Annotated in this window: 22 protein-coding genes; 9 read left to right on the top strand and 13 right to left on the bottom strand. The window is 64.8% G+C overall.

The features are described 5' to 3' along the window. Positions 1 to 302 precede the first annotated feature (302 nt). Complete coding sequence (locus I8J29_RS01340) at positions 303 to 1,139, bottom strand: phytanoyl-CoA dioxygenase family protein (RefSeq protein ID WP_208845787.1); 837 nt, start codon at positions 1,137 to 1,139, stop codon at positions 303 to 305. A gap of 281 nt (positions 1,140 to 1,420) precedes the next feature. Here I8J29_RS01340 and I8J29_RS01335 point away from each other — a divergent pair, with 281 nt between their 5' ends. Beyond that, a complete protein-coding gene (locus tag I8J29_RS01335) occupies positions 1,421 to 1,795 on the top strand; it encodes a hypothetical protein (protein ID WP_208845786.1) in 375 nt (124 codons plus the stop codon). Between the two features lie 136 nt (positions 1,796 to 1,931). On the opposite strand, the gene I8J29_RS01330 is transcribed toward I8J29_RS01335, so the two are convergent. Further along, entirely contained in the window at positions 1,932 to 3,179 is a 1,248-nt protein-coding gene (locus I8J29_RS01330) for an exo-alpha-sialidase (RefSeq protein ID WP_208845785.1), read from the bottom strand. Between the two features lie 184 nt (positions 3,180 to 3,363). Here I8J29_RS01330 and I8J29_RS01325 point away from each other — a divergent pair, with 184 nt between their 5' ends. The 3 genes from I8J29_RS01325 (at position 3,364) to I8J29_RS01315 (ending at position 6,212) form a co-directional block, all read left to right on the top strand. Continuing rightward, on the top strand, positions 3,364 to 3,744 hold the full coding sequence (locus I8J29_RS01325; protein ID WP_208845784.1) for a hypothetical protein: 381 nt from the start codon (positions 3,364 to 3,366) through the stop codon (positions 3,742 to 3,744). Between the two features lie 165 nt (positions 3,745 to 3,909). Beyond that, positions 3,910 to 5,133, top strand: a complete 1,224-nt coding sequence (locus tag I8J29_RS01320) for a glycosyltransferase family 2 protein (RefSeq protein ID WP_208845783.1) — start codon at positions 3,910 to 3,912, stop codon at positions 5,131 to 5,133. After that, a complete protein-coding gene (locus tag I8J29_RS01315; protein ID WP_208845782.1) occupies positions 5,130 to 6,212 on the top strand; it encodes a glycosyltransferase family 4 protein in 1,083 nt (360 codons plus the stop codon). Before I8J29_RS01320 ends, I8J29_RS01315 begins: the two co-directional genes overlap by 4 nt. 194 nt (positions 6,213 to 6,406) lie before the next feature. Here I8J29_RS01315 and I8J29_RS01310 read toward each other — a convergent pair whose 3' ends face one another. Together I8J29_RS01310 and I8J29_RS01305 are read right to left on the bottom strand one after the other, a co-directional pair. Beyond that, positions 6,407 to 6,778, bottom strand: a complete 372-nt coding sequence (locus tag I8J29_RS01310; protein WP_208845781.1) for a MerR family transcriptional regulator — start codon at positions 6,776 to 6,778, stop codon at positions 6,407 to 6,409. 174 nt (positions 6,779 to 6,952) lie between these two features. After that, a complete protein-coding gene (locus tag I8J29_RS01305) occupies positions 6,953 to 8,023 on the bottom strand; it encodes a Gfo/Idh/MocA family protein (protein ID WP_208845780.1) in 1,071 nt (356 codons plus the stop codon). A gap of 208 nt (positions 8,024 to 8,231) precedes the next feature. Between I8J29_RS01305 and spoVB the strand changes: the two genes are divergently transcribed. Beyond that, entirely contained in the window at positions 8,232 to 9,779 is a 1,548-nt protein-coding gene (gene spoVB / locus I8J29_RS01300; RefSeq protein WP_208845779.1) for a stage V sporulation protein B, read from the top strand. A gap of 87 nt (positions 9,780 to 9,866) precedes the next feature. Here the strand turns inward: spoVB and I8J29_RS01295 are convergent, their stop codons facing one another. Both I8J29_RS01295 and speD read right to left on the bottom strand, forming a co-directional pair. Further along, a complete protein-coding gene (locus tag I8J29_RS01295) occupies positions 9,867 to 10,211 on the bottom strand; it encodes a hypothetical protein (protein WP_208845778.1) in 345 nt (114 codons plus the stop codon). A 327-nt stretch (positions 10,212 to 10,538) separates the two neighbouring features. After that, positions 10,539 to 11,345: an adenosylmethionine decarboxylase gene (gene speD, locus I8J29_RS01290; protein ID WP_208845777.1), complete on the bottom strand. Its 807-nt coding sequence runs from the start codon at positions 11,343 to 11,345 to the stop codon at positions 10,539 to 10,541. Positions 11,346 to 11,574: 229 nt separating this feature from the next. Between speD and I8J29_RS01285 the strand changes: the two genes are divergently transcribed. After that, entirely contained in the window at positions 11,575 to 12,099 is a 525-nt protein-coding gene (locus tag I8J29_RS01285) for a type 1 glutamine amidotransferase domain-containing protein (RefSeq protein WP_208845776.1), read from the top strand. A gap of 152 nt (positions 12,100 to 12,251) precedes the next feature. On the opposite strand, the gene I8J29_RS01280 is transcribed toward I8J29_RS01285, so the two are convergent. The 4 genes from I8J29_RS01280 to I8J29_RS01265 all read right to left on the bottom strand — a co-directional run bounded on the left by I8J29_RS01280 (position 12,252) and on the right by I8J29_RS01265 (position 15,188). Beyond that, the gene (locus I8J29_RS01280; protein ID WP_208845775.1) at positions 12,252 to 12,791 is read right to left on the bottom strand and encodes a 3D domain-containing protein; all 540 of its coding nucleotides are present in this window, start codon (positions 12,789 to 12,791) and stop codon (positions 12,252 to 12,254) included. Between the two features lie 272 nt (positions 12,792 to 13,063). After that, positions 13,064 to 13,282 carry a hypothetical protein gene (locus tag I8J29_RS01275; protein WP_090636548.1) on the bottom strand — a complete coding sequence of 73 codons (219 nt, stop codon included), beginning with the start codon at positions 13,280 to 13,282 and terminating at the stop codon, positions 13,064 to 13,066. Positions 13,283 to 13,401: 119 nt separating this feature from the next. After that, the gene (locus I8J29_RS01270; protein ID WP_208845774.1) at positions 13,402 to 14,346 is read right to left on the bottom strand and encodes a nucleoside hydrolase; all 945 of its coding nucleotides are present in this window, start codon (positions 14,344 to 14,346) and stop codon (positions 13,402 to 13,404) included. A 92-nt stretch (positions 14,347 to 14,438) separates the two neighbouring features. Further along, positions 14,439 to 15,188 carry a phytanoyl-CoA dioxygenase family protein gene (locus I8J29_RS01265; RefSeq protein ID WP_208845773.1) on the bottom strand — a complete coding sequence of 250 codons (750 nt, stop codon included), beginning with the start codon at positions 15,186 to 15,188 and terminating at the stop codon, positions 14,439 to 14,441. A 210-nt stretch (positions 15,189 to 15,398) separates the two neighbouring features. Here I8J29_RS01265 and lspA point away from each other — a divergent pair, with 210 nt between their 5' ends. Further along, complete coding sequence (gene lspA / locus I8J29_RS01260; RefSeq protein WP_208845772.1) at positions 15,399 to 15,860, top strand: signal peptidase II; 462 nt, start codon at positions 15,399 to 15,401, stop codon at positions 15,858 to 15,860. 140 nt (positions 15,861 to 16,000) lie between these two features. On the opposite strand, the gene I8J29_RS01255 is transcribed toward lspA, so the two are convergent. Then, on the bottom strand, positions 16,001 to 16,321 hold the full coding sequence (locus tag I8J29_RS01255; RefSeq protein WP_208845771.1) for a thioredoxin family protein: 321 nt from the start codon (positions 16,319 to 16,321) through the stop codon (positions 16,001 to 16,003). A gap of 155 nt (positions 16,322 to 16,476) precedes the next feature. On the opposite strand from I8J29_RS01255, the gene thpR reads away from it, so the two are divergent. Further along, positions 16,477 to 17,112: an RNA 2',3'-cyclic phosphodiesterase gene (gene thpR, locus I8J29_RS01250; protein ID WP_208845770.1), complete on the top strand. Its 636-nt coding sequence runs from the start codon at positions 16,477 to 16,479 to the stop codon at positions 17,110 to 17,112. A gap of 163 nt (positions 17,113 to 17,275) precedes the next feature. On the opposite strand, the gene I8J29_RS01245 is transcribed toward thpR, so the two are convergent. After that, a complete protein-coding gene (locus I8J29_RS01245) occupies positions 17,276 to 18,586 on the bottom strand; it encodes a VTT domain-containing protein (protein ID WP_338113001.1) in 1,311 nt (436 codons plus the stop codon). Positions 18,587 to 18,809: 223 nt separating this feature from the next. Between I8J29_RS01245 and chrA the strand changes: the two genes are divergently transcribed. Beyond that, the gene (gene chrA, locus I8J29_RS01240) at positions 18,810 to 19,994 is read left to right on the top strand and encodes a chromate efflux transporter (RefSeq protein WP_208845769.1); all 1,185 of its coding nucleotides are present in this window, start codon (positions 18,810 to 18,812) and stop codon (positions 19,992 to 19,994) included. 104 nt (positions 19,995 to 20,098) lie between these two features. On the opposite strand, the gene I8J29_RS01235 is transcribed toward chrA, so the two are convergent. Then, a complete protein-coding gene (locus I8J29_RS01235) occupies positions 20,099 to 20,995 on the bottom strand; it encodes an aldo/keto reductase (protein WP_208845768.1) in 897 nt (298 codons plus the stop codon). Between the last annotated feature and the right edge of the window lie 3 nt (positions 20,996 to 20,998).

Raw genomic sequence — 20,998 nt, 5'->3', positions numbered from 1 at the left:
TTGGCTGATCCTCTCCCTTTCACTATAGAGCGCCGGAGAGGCTTCAACTACGACGTAAAAGGATCGTATTGACGGTTTTATGACCTTCTGCGGCCTTGGGCACGGACAGACCGGACCTGACTTGGCGAGCAGGGATGCCGCCCCGCTTAACGACCTCGGTTCCGGCGGAAGCCGGCCGCGTTCGGACCGCCGCGCGTCGTGCCCATGCAAAAAGCCGCGGAATCCGCGGCTCGCGTTCGGGTGGATGTCATTCCGGCCATGCCCATGCCGGCCGGAGCAAACCGGCGCATGCGCGGCGGCGTCTATTCGTGCGTCGGCTCGATGGCGGGATAGCCGATCTTCTGCCAGCGGAAGAGATGCTTGGCCCGCTCGGACAACCCGTCGTACGTCTCCTGCGGAATCTGCACCGTGTTGTCGCGGTGGGAAGCGCTGTAGATGAGCGCCAGGTTCGGACGGATCTCGTCGCTCCGGTTCGGCGTTCCCCGGTGCCACATGCGGACGTCGCGGATCAGGATCGAGCCCGCCGGCATATGCACTTTCATCGAATGCATGTGCGGCGCGAGCTCCTCCGGGTTCGGTCCGTTCGGCCCGTAATAGTTGTCCGGCAGCAAATGCGTTCCGCCCGGCCAGATCTCCATCGGCCCGTTGCCTTCGTGGACGTCGACGAGCGGGATGTTGAACACGAGGTCCGTGATCGGCAGCGAGACCTTGCACAGGTCGCCGAAGCGCGCGCCGTAGTCCGGATGAACGGGCTGCGCCTTGCGGCCGCCCGGCAGCGACGTGTTCGACGAGAACAGCGTTACGGCATAGTCCGGACCGAGCAGGCGGTCGATGACCGCGAGCGCGAAGGGATGCTCGATGACGAGCGGATCGTTGAACGGCGGAGCGAACGGCAGGAAGATGCCCAGATGGTTCGTGCCTTCGTTGAAGCCCGTCTTGTTCAGATAGATCGCTTCGCCGTGCTTATCGAGGAACCACTTCATGCTCGCCTTGAAGGCTTCGCGCAGCTCGGTGACTTTCGCCTCCGGCAGCACGCCTTCGAAAATGACGTAGCCGTTGACTTTGATCAGGTTGACGGCAAGCTCGATCGTCGCTTCGTTCAATTGCAGCGTTTCCAGTTCTTCTTGGCTAATCTTCAACCTCGTTCACCTCGCGTTGTGGTTGTTCTTCCGGTCGCCGCGCTTGTCCGTGTTAACGGTTTCATGTGCACGGGCACATATGATTATAGCCGCTGCGCGATCATCCCACAATACCTCTTTTGCCGCCGTCCGCGGCATCGCGGTTCATCCGCCCGCCGGCGGCATGCGCCGCGCGAATGGCCGCCGTTCGCGGATTTGCGCGAGGCCGGCGGTTCGCCTGTACGCCTTTGAAACGATTTTCATAGAATGGAGCATGTCTCGCCGAAAGGAGGTGATGCGAGTTGCCTTATTCCACGGGGATCGTCACCAACACGCGGGATATCGGCTCGGCCGCGGCCAACGTCGTCGTGAACGCGCGGAACCTGGATTTGGCGAACCCGCTTCTCGTCATCGTGAAGCTGTTCGCGTCCGCCGATTCGTCCGTCTTCTACACGCCGTATCTCGTCTCCTACACCGTGCCGCCGGATGCCTACGACGTGCGGATGTTCGGCGTCGCGGGCAACGTGGCGTACGAGGTGCAGATGTACACGTCCCTCCTGCCGCCGAGCGTCGCGCTGTCCGTCTACGGAATCAACGAATTCGGGAATCTCGTGACCGATCAGCACTTCAGGCAGAACGACCTGAACGACATCCTAGGTCTCAGTCCTTCCAAGTGACGATGCCGGACATGCCGGTCCGCGCAGACGGGAAGCGCAGCCGGAAAACGGCTAACGGCTCATGCTCCCGCATGAGCCGTTGCTTCCGCATGCGTCCGTTCGATGCGCCGATTGACGGCGGATGGCAGCCGCGATCTTACGTAATGATGATATCGGAATAGCCCGCGAAAATATTTTGCGTGCCCGCCGGCTGCGTCGACATCCAGACGCCGATGTAACCGCCCGGCGGCACGCTCGCGATCGAGATGTAATCGCCGATGAGCGGCACGGGCACCGGAGAGGTGCCGTTCGGGTTGAACGACTGGTTCGTGATGCGCGTGTTCGTGAAGGTCGCGCCGCCGTTGATCGAGCGCGCGACGTAGACGTCGAGGTCGAAGCCGTTCACCTGGTTGCTGTAGTAGATGACGTTGACGACGCCCGTGAGCGGATCGACGTCGACGTCGGGGAAGAAGTTCTGCGTGTTCGCCGGCGCCCCCGTGATCGGCACTGGCGCGGACCAGGACCCGTCGATCGGGTTTCGCTTCGACATGAAGATGTCGGCATAGCCCTGGCGGTTATCCTGCCATACCGCGTAGACCGTGTCGGTGTACGGGCCGACGGACCGGTCGACCGAGATGGCGGCGAACGTCAGCACGCGGAAATTGTAGCCGACCACCGGAAGCGGCGACGGCACGGGCACGACGGTGGAGACCACGACGGCGCCGTCGAACGTCGTACCGCCGTCCAGCGACGTCCGCACGATGAAGCGAAAGTTCGGATCCACGGTAACCCAGGCGGCATAGACGGTGCCGGCCAAATTGACGGTCGCGTCCGGCCGCTCGACTTGATCCGCTTCGCTCGAGAGCAGGATCGGCTGGTCCCACGTCGTGGAATTGCTCTTCAATCGATTGAGGAACGCCGTCGAGTTGCCGCCGTTTTCGACGTTGAACTGATGATTGTACAAGATGTACGTATTGCCGAGGTACGGGCTCGACTGCGAGGTGTCGATGTAGACGTTCGTCTCGTCGTTATTGATGTACGTGCCATAACCCGGGCCGACGATGACCGGCGCGCTGTACGTGACGCCGTTGTCCGTGGACGTATAGGCGACGCACGTGCCGGATGACGGACCGGGAAACACGTGGGCGGTCACGACGAAAATATTGGGAAACCCGTAGGCGACGACGGGCGCCTCCGCGCCGGTGAAGCCGGCCGGCAGGGGCAGCAGGCTGTTCGACCAGCTGAAGCCGCCGTCGACCGACCGGTATACGCCGATCAGCGGTACTCCGGTCGTCTCGTCGACCGCGACGGATACCATGATGCCCGGTATCAGCAAATTGACCGCGACGCTCGGTTCGAATTTGTTGTTGCCCGTCGGCGTTACCTGAAAGTTGAAATTGGTCATTGGCCTTCTCCCTTTTAATCTGACCTTAAGGTATCTTCTTCAGGCAGTGTACGGGCGTTGTCCGGAATCGGATTGTACGGATGCCGATGAACCGCAAATCGGGCGCTTCGCGCCGGAAATTCGTCTTGCAACTTCCCTGTCCACGGGAATAAGCTGGAATATCCTGGGGAAAGGAAGTGAGGACATGCCATTTACAACCGGATTATTGACCAATGTCGACTCCGTGGGATCCGCGGTATCGAACGTCGTCGTGAACGCCCGCAACATCGCCAACATCGAAGCGCTCGTCATCGTCGAAGTATTCATCGTGCCGGCCACGACGGGCGAACTGACGCTGGCCTATTTGACGGGCTATATGGTCGACGCCAAGTCGAGCGACATCCGCAGCTTCTTCATCGCCGGCAATCTGGCATACGAAGTGCAGACTTCCGTCATCGGTCCGCTGACGGAGGTCGTCATGACGACCTTCGGGCTGGACGAATTCGGCAAAATCGTCGACGGCCACCGCGTGCTGCAGGAAGAAATGACCGAGATTTCCGTGCTGGCCACCGCGCCCGGCGCCTAAACGTTCGGGAACACGGCCACTCGGCGAAGAGAGCCGGCGGATACGCCGGCTCTCTTCGCGTCCGCGCGGCGCGAATCGCCGCCCGGACCGGATAGCCGCACAAGCAAAAGCAGGCCGCCGTCATACACTGGCTACAAGATCGCTGCGGCGGAAGGAGCGAGGAGAATGACCGATTTAGGCATCGTCATGCCCGTCTACAAGCAAAAGCCCGCGTTTCTGGAAGCGGCTATGAATTCGGTGCTGAAGCAAACGTTCCGCGACTACAAGCTCGTCGTCGTCATCGACGGCGCGCCGGAAATGGAGCCGCTCGTCCGCGGGCTGCTGGGCGGCGACCGCCGCGCCGAGGTGATCTCCCATGCCTTTAACCAAGGCGTCGCGGCGGCGCTCAATACCGGGTTCAAGGCGCTTCTCGGCAAGCCGGAGATCAAGTATCTGACCTGGGTATCCACCGACAACGTATACTATCCCCGCTTTCTCGACACGCTCCGAAGCGCGCTCGCGAAAGGCCCGCGGGAGCTCGGGCTCGTGTACAGCTCGTTCCAGTCCATCGACGACGAGGGACGGCCGCTCAATTCCGAGCAGCATCTGGCGGTTCAGCGGCAGTACCAGTCGCAGCCCAAGGAGAAGCTGCTGGATTCCTCGATCGTCGGCGTTTCCTTCATGTATAAAGCCTGTTATGCCGCGATGACGGACGGATACGGGATGGCGCCCGTGGAGGATTACGATTACTGGCTCAAGCTGACCGAGCATTGCGAGATCAAGTTTCTCCCCGTCGAGCTGATGGATTACCGCGTCGATTCCGCCTTCAGCGTGTCGGCCTCGCTCCGCACGGCGGAGCAGCACCGCAAGTGGCGGTACGCGTATCATCTGACCCGGCATCAAGCCCGGATGCGCCGCGGCATCGCGCCGGCCGTCACGATCCTGTACCCGCTCGCGGAGTCCGGTCCTCAGGCGGTCGAACGGATCGAAAACTTATACGAGCAAACGTTCAGCAATTACTTATGTTACGTCCTGGACCTGTCGCCGGATATGCGGGTCACGGCGGATCTGTCGCGCATCTCGCATCCGGTGACGGATTTCAAATGGTTTCCCGGCGCGAACGCGGCGACGGCGCTGCTGCACGCGGCGCAGATGCTCCAGACGCCTTACGGCTACGTGCTCGGGCCGAAGCTATTCAAGGACGCCATGGACATGAACGTCCTGTACGATCAGCTGGAGAAGGCGCCGCCGAGCGCGCTGTCCGACTACTACACCGACGACCGCACGCAGCTGGGCTACCGGCATGAGCTCGCTTCGGCCGGGCATGCCGTCTACGACGAGCTCTACCGCCGGCAGGCGCTCGTCGACAGCTTGAAGACGATCCGCGCGCAATCGGGGGATGCCACATGAAAGTCCTCTTCACGTTCTTCAACCCGAGCGGCGGCATGGAAACGTTGAACCGGATCCGCTGCAAAGCGCTGAATCAGCAGAAGGTGGAATGCCATCTGCTCTACACCGTCGACGGCAACGGGCGGCGCAACATCAAGAACATCCCGACCTTCGTCACGAACGACGAAGCGGCGATCAAGCGGCTCGTCGACCGCGAGCGGTACGACGCCGTCGTCGTCTGCAGCGACGTGGTGCTGATGCAGCTGCTGCGGAGGATCGGCTACGAAGGCTTGCTCATCTTCGAAATTCAAGGCCTCGGCACCTTGAAGACCGCGAGCGACATCTTGCGGGACATCGCGGGGCGCGTGCTGCAGACGGCGGACGCCGTGCTGTATCCCGAAACGAGCCATATCCGGCAGCTGATGAACGAGAATATGCCGGGGGTCCCGCATTTCTGCTTCGACGATCCGCTCGATACGAAGGATTTCGGCTACGTCTCCTATCCCCCGAAGCCCTTCCCGGTCATCGGCTGGGTCGGCCGCATCGAGGAGAACAAAAACTGGCGGGACTTCCTGCTGATCGGCGCGAGGCTGGCCGCGCTGGAGCCGACCTGCTACTTGTGGGTATTCGGCGACTTGAGTCTGGGCGAGCCCCGGGAGAAGGCGCTGTTCGAGCAATGGGTGGACGCCCTCCGGCTGCGGGAGAAGCTCGTGATGCACGCCAACATTCCGCACGAGCAGATGGCGGATTACATGTCGATCATCGGCGACTCGGGCGGCTTCCTCCTGTCGACGTCCATCCTGGAAGGCTTCGGCTACGCCGTCGCGGAGGCGATGCTGTGCCGCTGTCCCGTGCTGACGACGGATTCGGACGGCATCCGCCGGTTCCTCGAGCACGACGTCACCGGGAAGCTGTATCCCCGGACGGATATCGCCAAAGCCGTGCAGGCGGCGCAGTCGCTCATGGGGGACGCGCCGCTGCGCAGGCGGATCGTCAAACAGGCGGAGCGCCATATCAAGACGCATTTCTCCTGCGAGAAGTACGCCGACAATTTCCTCCGGATGCTGGCGAGCCTGAAGGAAGCGCGCGTCCGGTCGTAGCGGCGTTCGAGGCCGCGGCAACAAGCGGACCGGAACGAAGAAGAGGACCCCGTTGCCTTGCGGCGGGGTCCTCTTCTTCGTTCGCGGAGCGGCTTCGCGGCCGCTCCCTGGCCGGCGTTCCTCCCGCCTCGCGCCCGCTGCCGGAGCTGAAGCGGCATGCGCCGGCGCCGCGCAGCCCGCGCGCTCGCATCCGTCTAGGCGTCGCGCGCTTCGTCTTGGCGTTCGCGCGCGATGGCGTCGATGCGGTCGACCAAGTTGCGGCGAATGCCCGTAAGCAGCCGGAGCTGCTCGTCGATCTGCTCCAGCTTCTGCCGGTAGATGGGCAGCACCTGCTCGCAGAACGCTTCTTTGTTCATGAGCACGCATTGCAGGATGCCCGCGATCTCCTCCGTCGTCAGCCCGAGGTTCAAATACAGGCGGATCGTCCGCACCTGCTCCTCCGCGAACGGCGAATAGACCCGATACCCGTTATCTTCCCGCAGCGGCGTCAGCAGCCCCTGCTGCTCGTAATACCGCAGCGAGCGGATGCTGGCGCCCGTGCGCGCCGCCAATTCCCCGATCCGCATCCGTCGTCCCCTCCTTCCGCATGGGGTGGTTCCATTCTAAACCCTGACGCCCATGAGAGGGTCAATGGCAGCGCCCGCGATGCGATCTTCGCCGGCCGGGCGATGCGCCTAGCTCCGACGGTAGACGCGACCCGGCGCGTCCCGGCGCCCGAAGGCCGCCGGCGGCCGCCCGCGCTAGACGGCGCCGCCGACTTCGTCCAGCCGCACCTTGCGCCCGCTCTCCGCCGACCGCGCGATCGCGACCATGGCGCGCAGGTTCCGAGTGCCGTCGGCGACGGTCGCGCCGATCTGCGGCGCGCCGCGCAGAATCGCGTCGGCGAAGCCCTCCAGCTGCAGCCGGTAGAAGTGGGCGTCCGCGCCGAGCGGCCTGCGGTACTCCCCGTCCCGCGCCGAGAACACCTCTACGTCGCTTGCCTTGAACAGCCAGGGATTGTACGTCTTGGCAACGACGCTGCCGTGCTCGCCGTACACCTCGAAGCCTTCGTGCCAGTCCATGCGGACGGCGACGGTCAGGTCGAGCTGGCCGGCGATGCCGCTCGCGAATTCGACCGTGCAGAGCCAATTGTACGCCCCGAACCGCTGCGCGTGCCACGCCTGGACGCTCTCGATCTCGCCGCCCAAGTACCGGGCCGTGTCCACCAGATGGCTGCCGTGCGTCATCATGAAGTACCGCTGCTTGTCCAGCTTCGGGTTGCCCTCCGGCTTCAAGGCCGCTTCGCTCGCGGCGAGAATCGGCATGACGTTCTCCGTCACTTCGTACCGATAAGTCGAATCGCAGTACCAGGCCTTGAGCGCGAGCATCTCGCCCATCTCCTCCCGGATGAAGCGCCGCGCGTACGCGATGCCGGGATCGAAGCGCTTCATGTTGCCGACCTGCAGCACGCGGTCCGTCCGCCGGACGAGCGCCTCCAGCGCCTCGCATTCCTCGATCGTCACGCCGAGCGGCTTCTCGACCAGCACGTGCTTGCCGGCCCGGATCGCCTTCTCCGCCATCGGCACGTGAAATTGGTCCGCGATGCCGATGACGACGGCGTCCAAGTTCGGGTCCGCGAGCATGGCGTCGTAATCGGAGTAGGCGCGCGCGGGCGCGAACTTGGCGTTCATCTTATCGAGCAGATCCGGGGCGACGTCGCAGATCGCGTACAAGTCCGCGTTGCGGGCGCGCGCGCACGCCTCCAGATGCGCCGCCTGCGAGATCGGGCCGCAGCCGAGCACGCCGACGTTGAGCTTGCGGGGTTCGTTCATCCAGGATTCACCGTCCAGTCTTCATGAATAGGCGTCCGCTCCCATTATGGCCCAAGCGCGCCGCCCCCGGCAAGCGCCGCGCGACCCGGCGCCGCCCACCCGGACATTCGGCGGGCGGGCGATCGGCCGGGCCGCGAGCTTGTTCGCATGTCTGTCCCGCGGGCGGAATACATATGTAAGTATTCGAGCATCGGGAGGTACCCTTATCATGGCAAAACCGGAACATTCGTTCATGCGAGGCACGCTCGTCTTGTCCGTCGCGGCCTTCGTGAACCGGATCCTGGGCTTCATCAGCGGCATGTTCGTCGCCCGCGTGCTCGGCGCGGAGGGCATCGGCATCCTGATGATGGCGCATCCCCTCGTGCCCCTCGTCATCACGATCACGGAGCTCGGCCTGCCGGTCGCGATCTCCAAGCTCGTCGCGGAGGCCAGCGCCCGCGGCGAACGGGCGAAGGTGCGGCGCATCCTGCACGTGTCGCTGGCCGTCACCGGCATCCTGAGCGTCACGCTCACGACCGCCTCGCTGCTCGGCTCCGAATGGATCGCCAAGCTGCTGCTGAGCGATCAGCGGGCGTATTACGCGATGCTCGCGATCACGCCGATCGCGCCGATCGTCGCCGTCTCCGCCGTGCTGAAGGGCTACTTCCGCGGCATGCAGCGCATGAAGACGATCGCCGCCTCCGACGTGCTCGAGCATACGGTGCAGATCGCCTGCGTGCTCGCGCTGGTGCACCTGCTGATGCCGTACGGCGTCGCGTACGCGGCCGCCGGCGCCATGGCCGCCTCCGTCGTCAGCGAAGCGATCAGCCTGCTGTTCCTCGGCTTCAGCTACAAGCTGCACGGCGAAGCGAAGGAACCGGGCGAGACGTGGTCGAACCATCTGAGGACCGGCAAGCCCACGCTCTCCGAGCTGCTGAAGATCGGCCTGCCGACCACCGGGCAGGGCGTCGTCCAGTCGGTCTACGGCGCCTTCCAGCCGCTGCTCATCACGAGCAGCCTGGCGCTCGCCGGCATCGGCACGGCGGTCGCCACGAAGCAGTTCGGCATGCTAGCCGGCTACGCCTTTCCGCTCCTGTTCATGCCGAGCTTCATCACGCATTCGCTGTCCACGGCGCTCATCCCCGCGATCGGCGAAGCTTCGGTGAACAAGCAGGGCATGCTCATGCACACGCGGATGGACCAAGCGCTCCGGATGGGCCTGCTCATCGGCGCGCCGGCGACCGTCATCCTGTTCGTCTGGGCCACGCCGCTGACGACGCTCGTCTATCACGCGCCGGAAGCGGGGCTGCTGCTCAAGATCCTGGCGCCGATGTTCTTCCTTCACTACTTCGACGCGCCGCTGCACGCGATTCTGCTCGGCCTCGGACGGGCGGGAGCCGCGCTGTGGAACTTCGTGCTGGCCACGGCGTTCAAGACGGCGTCGATCTTCGTCTTCGGCAGCCAATTCGGCATCGCCGGCGTCGCGGTCGGCCTCGGCGTCGGCATCGTCATGCAGACGCTGCTGAACTTCTTCTCCGTGTCCGGCAGCATCGGCTTCTATTGGCGGGTGGAGCCGTACATCAAGGTCGGCTTCTGCATGTCGGTCATGGCCGTCTGCGGGCGGGCGGCGTACGACTTCCTGATCCGCGAGGGCTGGCCGCTGCTCTGGAGCGTCACGGCGTCGGCAACGGGCGCGCTGGCGCTTTATCTCGCGCTGCTGACCCTTACGAACGCCTGGCGCTGGAAGCAGGTGCGCCGCGCGCCGGTGTCGTGGTAAACCGGCTGCGCCGCGCAGCATGTCTCCGCCGGCCCGCGCATGACAGGCCCGGCGTCTAAGCCGCCAGAGGCCAAGCCGCATCGAAAGCTACGCGCCGAGCTGGATGCCGCAGCCGATGAAGGTGCCGAGCGGCAGCGTGCCGCGGTGCCGCCGTCCGGCCGCCAGGATGATCGCGTCCCCGGCCGCGAAGCCGGCGGCCCGCAGCTGCTCGTTGATCATCGCGGACCAGACGCTCAGCTCGGCCGGACTCAGCGCCAGCACGTTCGCCGGCACGGCGTATGCGCTCTCCTCCACCTTGACGAGCCCGTCGCCCGTGAGCGAGAAGAGCGTCCGCCCGAGGCGGCGGGCAACCGTGACGTGTTCGTGCATCCGCAGCTCGAAGCCGCCGAGATTCAGGAGCAAGCAGGCCGATTTGGGCCGGTACGTTCGCATGGGTTCTGACCGCCTTTCGTCGCGGCGACTTCCGCGCCGCTCGCTTGGTTAAGCTCTAATAATCGCCCGGCGCCGCCTTGAAACGCGCGCCGTTTCGCCAGCATGGCCCGGTTTTCGAGCCGCAGGGGCGCGGTTGGCGGCGCATGCGCGGGCTTCTTGTCCGCTCGCGCCGGGACGGCGACACGACCTTCCGCGACCGGACACGTTTCCCGTTCGATTCGACGCAAAAAAAAGCAGCGCGGCCGCCCGGGCCGCGCTGCTTTTTTCGTCTTTTTCGTCTACCGGCTATCTTTTTACCGTTCAGCGGCTCCCTTTCGGCGTTGCCGTTTAGCTGCGGCGGATGTTTTTGCCGTAGAAGATTTCGTCCATCTCCGCTTTCAGCCGGTCCGCGATGTCCCGCTGCTCATCCGCTCCGAGCTTGTCCTTCGTATACCCGAACAGATACTGGTTCAAGTCGAACTCCCGCAGCTTGCACTTCGTATGGAAGATATGCTCCTGGTACACGTTGACGTCGATCATGTCGTACGCGTCAACGACGTCGTCCGGAATATAATTCTGGATGGAGGTGATGTCGTGGTCGATGTACAGCTTGCGGCCGTTCACGTCCCGGGTGAACCCGCGCACGCGGTAATCGAGCGTCATGATGTCGGCTTCGAACGAATGAATCAGATAGTTGAGCACCTTGAGCGGCGAAATTTCCCCGCAGGTGGAGACGTCGATGTCCGCCCGGAAGGTGCTGATCTCGACGTCGGGATGAAATTCGGGGTACGTATGAACCGTAATATGGCTCTTGTCCAGCTGGATGACCACGTTCTCGGGCAGCGGCCCCGGCGATTCCTCGAAACTCGAAGGCGGCACCTCGACGACCGGCCCTTCGGAGACGAGCATCGTGACGCTGGCCCCCTGCGGGACGTAATCCTGCTGGGCGACGTTCAGCGGATGCGCGCCGATGATGTCCGCGACGGTGTTCAGAATATGCGTCAGCCGGTCGGCGTTGTACTGCTCGTCGATATAGGCGATATACGCTTCGCGCTCGTCCTTCGTACCGGTATAACAGACGTCGTACAGGTTGAAGCTGAGCGATTTGGTCAAATTGTTGAAGCCGTGCAGGGTGATTTTCGAGGTCGATTTCATTTCCGCGCCATTCCTCCTTTAGGCGGATTTTCATGTCTAGCATGTCCAACCGGACAATCCGTCACTCTCCCTTACGCCAGCGGCGGCGCGTTTCAAACAGCTTCCGCGTGCGCCGCGCCGAACGGCCGCCTGATTCCGCCCCCGTCCGGGCGGGTAAAGAAACCGTAAGCCGGACGGCCTTGAAGGCCGCGGACGACATCACTCTCAATCGGAAAAGGACGTGGAACCGATGGCGCATAAAGTGGCATTTCTGCTGGCGAACGACTTCGAGGATTCCGAGATGAAAAACCCGTACGACGCGATCACGAAGAACGGGCATCAAGCCGTGATCATCGGCCTGGAGAAAGGCGCGGAGCTGAAGGGCAAGCAGGGCACGATCTCGTATACGACCCACCTCTCCGTCGACGAGGCGAACCCGGACGATTACGAGGCGCTGGTCATTCCGGGCGGCAAGTCGCCCGAGCATCTCATCGGCAGCGAGCGGGCGCTCGACTTCGTCCGCGGCATGGACAAGCGGCATAAGACGATCGCCGCGATCTGTCACGGGCCGCTGCTGCTGGAGAAGGCCGGACTGATCCGGGGCCGCAACCTGACCGCGTTCCCCGAGCTGCATGCCGAGCTGAACGATGCCGGCGCCCGGTTCATCGACAAGCAGGTCGTGGTCGACGAGAACTGGATTACCTCGCGCACGCCGGACGACGAGCCGTTCTTCATCGAGGAGACGATCAAGAAGCTCGGCGTGGACGCTTACTGACGGCGGGCGGACGCGGGTCCGCGAACGAGGCAAAGGGCTGTTTCCGGCGGAAGCTTCCGCGGAAACAGCCCTTTGCGGTCAGGACGCCGGGCCTGCGCGGCCCGTCCGTCATGAAGATGCAAGGCTTGATCGATCGCCTGCGCGTATGCGGGTCAGGCCGCGGTCAACACGGCCTTCATTTGCCGGCGCCCGAACCGGAGCGCCTCCTTGAGCGAATCCATGTAAATGTCGAGATGGCCTTCTTTGATCATGCCGCCGCGGTCCGTGCACGTATACGTGCGGTCCAAGGCGGGCAAATAGACCTTCGTGCCGAAAGGCAGCGATTTCGGGCACGCCAGCGTGCGTCCGTCCTTGACGCGTTCGCCGCTGGCCGTAATGCCGTGCGACGGCGTGAAGTCGTCGCCGACCGTATACGCGGTCACTTCGAAATGGCGCGTCTTCCCCGCCGGCTTGGCGGCGCGTTTTACGGCCTGCTTGGCGGCCGTTTTCGCCTTCGCCTTGCGCGCGGACGCGCGGGCTTCGTCGAGGTTCGGAACGGTCAGCGACTTGGCGAGCGACGCCGAGAAGAGCGGCGTCGCCGGCAGCGCGGCCGGCGCGCCGACGGCGCTCGCTTCTTCCGTCGCCGGAAATTGAGTCATTATGAAGAGCGTCAGCGCGAGCGCGCTGCATGCGATGGTTCTTGCTGCGATCATGAGCGAGAATTCCTCCAATCTAAAGTACGTATCCTGGCGATCTGTTAGGGCATTGCCAAACCTTGCCTTTGGCTTCGCATACGCATTCCCCTTTTATAACCCTTTTCGCGGGATCTGTAACCAGTTACATCTTGGATGGAGACTCGGAATTTGCCAGCCGCGGCCATATTTTGCCGGCGATGCGGGCGTATCCCGCTCGTTCGGAGCGCACGAAAAAAAGCCCTGTCGCCAGGGCTTTCTTCATGCGCCGCGCGATCGCGCGGCTGGAACGCTTAGGCGCTGCAGCCTTCGCATTCGTAGTATTGGTTGCCGGTCGTTTCTTTGGCTTCGAGCACGTTGCCGACGACGATGTCGGACAATTCCATGAACTCGAAATCGGCGACCTTGGCGTGCACGGCCGCGCGCGCCTCCTCTTCGGTCTTGCCGATCCAGCTGAACGTCGCCTTCTTGCCCGTCGACGGCACTTCGTATTCAAACAGGAACCGCGTCATGTCGATCCTCTCCCATCCGCATTGTTCTGCACTTCCTATGCTTATCCATTATACCACGGAACGGCGGATTGTACGATCGTCATCTAACTAACCGGGCACGGTCAGGATCGGCCGGCGGCTTAAAAGACGGCGAGCAGCTTCTCGACGGCCGACGCCGCGTCCACCTCTACCCCGACCCGCACGGGATGTCCGACGGCCGCGCGGTGCCGCAGGTCCGCGACGGTCATGCCGAGGCAATGCTTGCCTTCGCATTCGACCGACAGACGCAGCGTCTCGGTATGCACGATCCCGGGTTCGACGGCCGCCAGCATCGTCAGCGGGTCGTGCAGCGGCGCGCAAGCGTCGAATCCGTTCGATTCGCCGTAGAAGCGGAAGTAAGCTTGCATCGAACGGTCGATAAAATCGACGACTTCGCGGTTCTCGGGCTTGCAATGCAGGCGCAGCGCGTCCAGCTGATGCTGGTGCAGGCGCGTGCGGAGCGTCACGTCGAGGCCGATCATCGTGACCGCGAGGCCGGACCGGAAGACGAGATCCGCGGCGTCGGGGTCGCCCCAGATGTTGGCTTCGGCGACCGGCGTGACGTTGCCGGGCACGCGGACGGCGCCGCCCATGACGTAGACGTGCTTGATTTTGGCCGGCAGCCCGGGGTCCCTGCGGAGCGCGTGCGCGACATTGGTCAGCCGGCCGAGCGTCACGAGCGACAGCTCGCCGCCGAGCTCGCCGGCCATGCGGACGATGAACGCGTCCGCGGGCTCCTCGGCCGGCCGTTGGGACGACGGCGGGAGCTCGACGTCGCCGATGCCGTTGCGGCCGTGCACGCGGGTCGCGAATTCCGGGTGGCGGACTAGCGGGCGGGCGGCCCCCATGCTCACGGGAACGAGGTGCTCGAAGCCGGCCAGCTTCACGATGCGGAGCGTGTTGTCCGTCGCTTGCTCGACGGGAATGTTGCCGAAGCCGGTCGTGATGCCGACGATGTCGGCCTTGTCCGACTTCAAGCCGTATAGAATCGCCAAGGCGTCGTCGATGCCCGTATCGGCGTCGATGATGAATTTCGGGATAGCCATGATCTGGGGTTCACTCTTTCTGCGTTGGAATCGGGCGGCGCGCCCTGCCTTCGATTATACGGCTTGGACGGGCGCGCTGGCAAAACCGCCCGTCACCGGATGGCGCGAATCCCCGGCCAATGCAGCCAGATGTCCCGCATCGGCGCCTTCCAATCCAGGTGATGCTCCACGTGCTTCACGCGGAAGAAGATCGCGTACCGCGGCAGCGGCGAGACGTTCGGCGCGACGCCGTGCCCGATCTGGTAATGGACCAGGAAGACGTCGCCCGGCTCCCCGCGCGTCTGCACCGGCGCCGGCAGGTCGACCGGGGGCATGCCGTTCAGCAGCGATTCGGGTCCGTGCTCCTTGAAGTACGCCTCGTAGAGGCGATGCGTGCCCGGCCACACGGTGAAGTTCCCCGCGTTGTCCTCCCGGACCGGGCTCAGCAGCACGCCGACGAGCATCGTGAAATTCCCGATCGTCCCTTCCTTCATGCCGTTCGTCGGCGTGTACATGCCGTCCAGATGAATGCCCGGCTTCGGCGGCGGCTCGTTCAGCGACGGGAAGCGCAGCGCGATCTGGCCGTCGCGGACCGGCAGCGCCCGGCCTTCGCCGATCAAGTCCTCGACCAGCGATTTGACCGGCGTCGCGTTGAACAGGTCCGCGATCGGCGGCGTGCCCTGCAGCTCCGGGCAGTACGATTGGGAGCGGAACGTCGTCATCCGCGCGGGATCCATCCCTTGCCCGACCGAATGGTTGATGTGGCGCATCGCCCGGTCGACCATGATTTTCGGCACGGCGCCGGGGACGTGCACGTAGCCGTGCTCCAGCATGGCGGTTTTTTGCTCGAACGTCAGTTGCATGAGAAACCTCCTCCTCATTATCGGCTCGCTTGGCTTGGCATTGCGTCTGGTACTATTTTACATGCTTTAAAACGCTTCCATGACTGAAAAGTTGCGGAAGCGAAACGGCGATTTTGAGGCGGCCCGCCCCGCTGCGGCCGGCCGGGTTGTGCGGAGGAGCAAACCCGGGTATGCTGGACGTATGCGAACGAAAGGTCGGTGAAGCCGGACATGTTCTATTGGATCGCCCTGCTGATGACCGCGGTCGACCTCGCGGCGAAGCGGATCGTGGCGTCGACGATGAGCGTCGGCGACAGCCGTCCGTTCCTGGACGGCCTGCTGCACTTCTCGTATTACCAAAATTCCGGCGCGGCGCGGAGCTCGTTCCAGGGCTACGGGCGGCTCTTCGGCGTCGTCGCCGTCCTCTTCATCGTCCTCGTCCTCTACTACCGCAGGACGAAGGGCCGCGGCAGCCGATTGACGGATGCCGGCCTCGCCCTGCTCGTCGCGGGCGCCGCGGGCAACGGCGTCGAGCGGCTGCTGTTCGGCAAGGTCACGGATTTTCTCGTCTTCGGCTCGGGCGACGGCATTCTGAACATCGCGGATCTGTGCATCAACGCGGGCATCGCCGCCGTCCTGCTGCAGCAGCTGCTGCTCCTGCGGAAACCGAAGGACACCGGCGTCGCGTCGTAACGCCGCGGCGGCCGGCATAAGACGCCGCAAGGGGCTGTCCCGGAAGCGATACGCTTCGGGACAGCCCCTTGTTCGGCGAACGGCGCCGCAGCCGCCGCGGTTTTACGCGACCGGAGCGCGCCTGACGGACGCGAGGGCGGTCAACCTTGCTTTTCCGCCGCCAGCCGGTACGCGGCTTTGGACCGGAGGCCGACCAGCTTCTCCATCGGCTGGCCGTCCTTGTAGACGACCACCGTCGGCGTGCCCATCACGCCGGCCGCGGCCGCGGCGTCCGGAAGCGCGTCGCAGTCGACGTACACGACGCGGGCCGAGTCCGCCAGCTCTTGGCCCAGCTCCTCCAGAATCGGCTCCAGCGTTCTGCAGGGCGGGCACCATGGCGCGCCGTAATCGACCAGCACGATGCCTTCCCGCGTCAACTCGCGTAAGCGGTTCATGCTTTCCGCTTGCGTAATCAAGCTCATAGGGGCTTCTCCTCCTTCGGTGCTTGCATGGGGTTGCGCGCTTATTATAGAGGCTGACGCCAATGGCAGAGTCAAGCGCCGGCGCGCAGCGGTTGCGCAGCGATCCGCCGGGTTACCCTATAAGCATGCACGACCGAAGGAGGAAGCAGCAGCGTATGGGCGAATCGATGACCGAATCCGCCGGCGAGAGCCGGCCGCAGCGCCTCTTCGTGGCGGCGCCGCTGCCGGACGGCCTGAAGCGGACGCTGGGCGAATGGGCGCGTTCGCTCCAAGCCGCGCAGCCCTTCCGCAAATGGACGCATGAAGCCGACCTGCACGTGACGCTGCAGTTTCTGGGCGACACGGCTCCTGACCGGGTCCCGGCGCTGACAGAATCTCTCGCCGCTGCCGCGGCGTCCGGCGCGCTCCGTCCCTTCCGCCTTGCGCTCGCCGGCGTCGGCACGTTCGGCCTGCCGGAGCGGCCGCGCGTGTTCTGGGCGAGCCTCGGCGGCGAGAACGGGGAGCTGCGCCGCTTGCAGCGCCTCGTCGTCGAGGCGACGGCTCCGCTGGGCTACGAAGCGGAGAAGCGTTCGTACAGCCCGCATCTCACCCTCGCCCGAAACTTTACCGGCCGTGACCCGTTCGTCCTGCCGATCTTGCCGCCGGAGCTCGCGCCCGCGCCGACCGCGGATGGCAGGGCGGCGACGGACGGCGATTCCGGGAGCTGGGTCGTCGACGAGATCGTCTTGTACCGCACCCTAATGGGCCGAAGGCCGATGTACGAAGCGGCCGGCCGGTTCCGGCTGGGCTGAGCGGCGCCGACTGCCCGGTTGCGGCGAGCCCGGAGAGGCCGATGCGGTGCACCCGGACGGAATGCGGCAGTGCGAAGAACCGCTAGCCGTACAGCATGCCGAACAAGCCGCCGCGGGTTCCTAGACCGGAACCCGCGGCGGCTTGTTCGTTAACGCGCCTCGTTCAAGCGTCGACCTTGGCCCTCGGCCGAAGCGCGCCCGCCGCCGTGTAGCGGAAGCCTTCCATGAGCGCGACGTTCATCGACAGCCACATGCCGCCGAACGCGAAGCCGGCCGCGGCGTCGCAGGGATAGTTCAGCCGGAGCGCGACCATGCCGACTCCGGTCAAGCAGCATAATCCGGTCACCGCCGCGGCGGCCAGCACGCGATGCTTCGGTTGGCCGCGATGGCGCACGATCAAATAAGCCGAGAAGCCGTATACGGTCAGCGCCATGAACGTCTGCTCGCTCGGAAACGTCAGCGCGCCGCCGGTCGGCCCGATCCGATGGAACAGCTGCCGCAGTCCTTCCTCGAGCCCTTCGCCGCCGGCGGCGACCGCGAGGCAGAAAGCCAGCTCGAGCAGCCGATTCCGGCTGCGGAACCGGATCCAGAGCAGCGTCGGCAGGATCGCCGCGACGAGCGCCGGCATGGCGCCGAGCGCGGCGAAGCGCGTCAGCGGCGCGTGCCACTCCGGGCCGAACAGGCGTCCGACGAGGTAGAGGACGACTTCGTCGAACTGCGCGAATTCGTGCGCCAGGAAGTCCTGAATCAGGCCGATCATGACCGAGAAGCAGCCCAGGAACGACGCGCCCGCCGCCAGGATAAGCAAGCGCACCGTTCCGAGGGACCGGTACCGGCGCGCGGCGCGTTCCACCCACGACTTGGCGAGCGCGTAATACCGCGCGCGGTTTCGTTTGATCAGCGCATAGGCGCCGTACGCGCAGACGGAAACGACGCCGAAAACGACCAGGTACGCGTTAATCCGGTGATGATACTGCTCCCACTTCGGACCGAGCACCATGCCGAGCGTAATGAAGACGAACACCCAGAGGAACGCGCCCGCGTACGAGTACGCCGCGTACTTGCGGAACGGCAGTCTCGTCGTGCCCGAGAAGTAGCCGGTCAGGTGGCGCACCCCCGGAATGAAATAGGCGATCAGCAGCAGCTTGTTGCCGTACCGCCCGAACCAGCCGGACAGCCGATTGAATTTATCCGGTCCGAAGTGGAACCGAGCGCCGTATTTCTCGAAGAACGGATTCCCGAGCCGGTACCCGATCCAGTAGGAAGCCGTCATGCCGAGCGAAGCGCCGGCGCCGCCCGCGAGCACGCTGAACAGCCAATGCAAATGGCCTTCGTAGACGATCAGGCCCGTATAAGTCATCAGCAGCTCGCCCGGCAGCGGCAGCGCCAGCATTTCAAAGAATAAGGACAGGAACAGCACGATATAGCCGTACGTTTCCAACAGCCGGCTCAAAAAATCGCTTAACGCGCCCACGGCGCTCTCCTCCCTTCCCCGGACATCCGTGCCGCGTCCCGGCGAAACGGAAGCGGCCTTCTTGGCGTATCGTCAACCTCTAGGTTGCCCTCCGCGGCACCGAGGTATGTTCGAATCGCGTTCCCCTTATAAGATTCTCGGAAATTCCGTCCCCTTAACACGGGAATGACAAATGCTTGCCATAATCAAGGCTGAGTTTGCGCGCATCCGCGCGGGAGGAGACATGAATGTGAATCGATTGCTGGAAGTCTTACGGGTTTCCTTGCGTCTCGGGCTGACGTCGTTCGGGGGGCCGATCGCGCACTTGGGGTATTTTCGCGAGGAATACGTGAAACGGCGGAAGTGGCTGACGGAGGAGAGCTATGCGGACGTCGTCGCGCTCTGCCAATTCCTGCCCGGGCCGGCGAGCAGCCAGGTGGGCATCGCGATCGGCATCGGGCGGGCGGGCCTGCTCGGCGGGCTGCTCGCCTGGGTCGGCTTTACGCTGCCGTCCGTGGTCCTGCTGATGGCTTTCGCCTACGCGCTGCATGGCGTGGACGTCCGCGACGCGGGCTGGCTGCACGGACTCATGATCGCCGCGGTCGCCGTCGTCGCGCAGGCCGTCTGGGGCATGGCCGCGAAGCTGGCGAACGGCAAGACGACGGCCGCCATCGCGATCGCCTCCGCCGTCGCGGCGCTGCTCGTTCCCTCGCCCTTCGTCCAAGCGGGCATCATCGCGGCTGCGGGGCTGCTCGGCTGGCGCTGCCTGCGCGCGGACAACGCCGGGGCGGCCGAAATCCTGCCGTCCCCGATCGGCCGCCGGACGGGCGCGTGGTTCCTCGCGGCGTTCGGCGCGCTGCTCCTGGCGCTGCCGCTGCTTCGCGCCGCCGTGCCGAACCACGCGATCGCGCTGGCCGACGGCTTCTATCGCGCGGGCGCCCTCGTCTTCGGCGGCGGCCACGTCGTGCTGCCGCTGCTGCAGCAGAGCGTCGTGCCGCCGGGCTGGATGACCGACGGCCAATTCCTTGCCGGCTACGGCGCGGCGCAGGCCGTGCCCGGTCCGTTGTTCACGCTGGCCGCGTACCTCGGCTTCGCGTCCGGGCCGGCACCGAACGGCATCGCGGGCGGCCTGCTCGCGGTCGCCGCGATCTTCCTGCCGGCGTACTTGCTCGTCGCGGGCGCGCTCCCGTTCTGGCACGTCATCCGCGCGAAGCCGGCTTTCCGCTCGGCGCTCGCGGGCGTCAACGCCGGCGTCGTCGGCATCCTCGCCGCGGCGCTCTACGATCCCGTCTGGACGAGCGCCGTGCGCGCGCCGTCCGACTTCGGCCTGGCTTTGATCGCGTTCGGGCTGCTCACCGTCTGGAAGCTGCCCCCGTGGCTCGTCGTCGCGGCGTCGGCCCTCGGCGGCTTGGCGCTGCCATACCTCTAAAGCGCGAATCTTCTAAAGCGCGAATCTTCCTACGAAAAAGGCGGCCCCTGCGGCCGCCTTTAACGTGTTCCCTTCTCGCATCGCGCTCGCCGATTTCCGATCGCTCAGCCCTGACCGGTCCAGTCGGCTTGCGCCTTCGCCTTCCACTGCGCGCGGATCGCCTCGTACTCCTCCGCCGGCAGCAAGCCCTGCTCCAGCAAGCGGGCGTTCTCAGCCCAGCGGTTCGGCTTCGCCGTGCCGACGATGGCGGCGTGCACGCCCGGCACGGACAGCGTGAAACGCAGCGCCGCGCCGATCGATTCGCTCAGATCGCCGCGCAGGAAATCATAGCCGAGCGCCTGCAGCCGGTCCCAGTACGCATGGTGGTACGCGGATTCCGGCTTGCCGCCGCTCTTCCAGGCCGCGTTCGCGATCGGACGCTTGGCGACGACGCCGATGCCGCGCCGCCGCGCCTCCGGAATCGTCAGCGCGATCGCCTCCTGGTCGGCGATGTTGACGGACGTCTCAAGCGAGTCGAAGGCGCCGCATTGAACCGCGTACAGCGCGGCTTTATGATCGCCGCTGTAGCCGATGTAGCGCGTCTTGCCCTTTTCCTTCGCCCGTTTCAGCACGTCGATGACGTCGCCTTGGCGCAGCAGCTCCTCGGAGCAGCTGTGCAGGTGCACGACGTCGACGTAATCCGTCCGCAGCCGCTTCAGGCTGCGGTCGATGCTGGCCTCCAGCATCGCCGGATCCCAGTCGGGCAGGTCGAAGCCGGACGCGTGGCCGCATTTGGTGAACAGATAGTACTCTCCCCGCCGGCGCGCGATCGTCCGGCCGATCAGTTCCTCGCTCGTCGCGTAGCATTCCGCCGTGTCGACGACGTTCAGACCCGCGTCGAGCGCGCTGCCGAGCAGCCTGTCCGCCTGTTCGGCGTTGATGCCTTCGAACCCGATCTCCGCGCCGCCGAAGCCGAGTATGCTCACGTTCATATCGGTTCTGCCGTACTGCCGTTTCTCCATCCT

The sequence above is a fragment of the Paenibacillus artemisiicola genome, from assembly GCF_017652985.1.
Lineage (GTDB): Bacteria > Bacillota > Bacilli > Paenibacillales > Paenibacillaceae > Paenibacillus_Z > Paenibacillus_Z artemisiicola.
Note: the sequence above shows the minus strand (reverse complement) of the source record. Positions and strands in the feature narration are given on the sequence as shown.

What these genes read in the sequence shown, in the direction of transcription:
- lspA (WP_208845772.1), top strand. Translation starts at nt 15,399, where the DNA reads ATGTTCTATTGGATCGCCCTGCTGATGACCGCGGTCGACCTCGCGGCG.
- I8J29_RS01265 (WP_208845773.1), bottom strand. Translation starts at nt 15,188, where the DNA reads ATGCAACTGACGTTCGAGCAAAAAACCGCCATGCTGGAGCACGGCTAC.
- I8J29_RS01310 (WP_208845781.1), bottom strand. Translation starts at nt 6,778, where the DNA reads ATGCGGATCGGGGAATTGGCGGCGCGCACGGGCGCCAGCATCCGCTCG.
- I8J29_RS01295 (WP_208845778.1), bottom strand. Translation starts at nt 10,211, where the DNA reads ATGCGAACGTACCGGCCCAAATCGGCCTGCTTGCTCCTGAATCTCGGC.
- I8J29_RS01330 (WP_208845785.1), bottom strand. Translation starts at nt 3,179, where the DNA reads ATGACCAATTTCAACTTTCAGGTAACGCCGACGGGCAACAACAAATTC.
- spoVB (WP_208845779.1), top strand. Translation starts at nt 8,232, where the DNA reads ATGGCAAAACCGGAACATTCGTTCATGCGAGGCACGCTCGTCTTGTCC.
- I8J29_RS01235 (WP_208845768.1), bottom strand. Translation starts at nt 20,995, where the DNA reads ATGGAGAAACGGCAGTACGGCAGAACCGATATGAACGTGAGCATACTC.
- I8J29_RS01275 (WP_090636548.1), bottom strand. Translation starts at nt 13,282, where the DNA reads ATGACGCGGTTCCTGTTTGAATACGAAGTGCCGTCGACGGGCAAGAAG.
- chrA (WP_208845769.1), top strand. Translation starts at nt 18,810, where the DNA reads ATGAATGTGAATCGATTGCTGGAAGTCTTACGGGTTTCCTTGCGTCTC.
- I8J29_RS01305 (WP_208845780.1), bottom strand. Translation starts at nt 8,023, where the DNA reads ATGAACGAACCCCGCAAGCTCAACGTCGGCGTGCTCGGCTGCGGCCCG.
- thpR (WP_208845770.1), top strand. Translation starts at nt 16,477, where the DNA reads ATGGGCGAATCGATGACCGAATCCGCCGGCGAGAGCCGGCCGCAGCGC.
- I8J29_RS01320 (WP_208845783.1), top strand. Translation starts at nt 3,910, where the DNA reads ATGACCGATTTAGGCATCGTCATGCCCGTCTACAAGCAAAAGCCCGCG.
- speD (WP_208845777.1), bottom strand. Translation starts at nt 11,345, where the DNA reads ATGAAATCGACCTCGAAAATCACCCTGCACGGCTTCAACAATTTGACC.
- I8J29_RS01255 (WP_208845771.1), bottom strand. Translation starts at nt 16,321, where the DNA reads ATGAGCTTGATTACGCAAGCGGAAAGCATGAACCGCTTACGCGAGTTG.
- I8J29_RS01270 (WP_208845774.1), bottom strand. Translation starts at nt 14,346, where the DNA reads ATGGCTATCCCGAAATTCATCATCGACGCCGATACGGGCATCGACGAC.
- I8J29_RS01285 (WP_208845776.1), top strand. Translation starts at nt 11,575, where the DNA reads ATGGCGCATAAAGTGGCATTTCTGCTGGCGAACGACTTCGAGGATTCC.
- I8J29_RS01315 (WP_208845782.1), top strand. Translation starts at nt 5,130, where the DNA reads ATGAAAGTCCTCTTCACGTTCTTCAACCCGAGCGGCGGCATGGAAACG.
- I8J29_RS01325 (WP_208845784.1), top strand. Translation starts at nt 3,364, where the DNA reads ATGCCATTTACAACCGGATTATTGACCAATGTCGACTCCGTGGGATCC.
- I8J29_RS01280 (WP_208845775.1), bottom strand. Translation starts at nt 12,791, where the DNA reads ATGATCGCAGCAAGAACCATCGCATGCAGCGCGCTCGCGCTGACGCTC.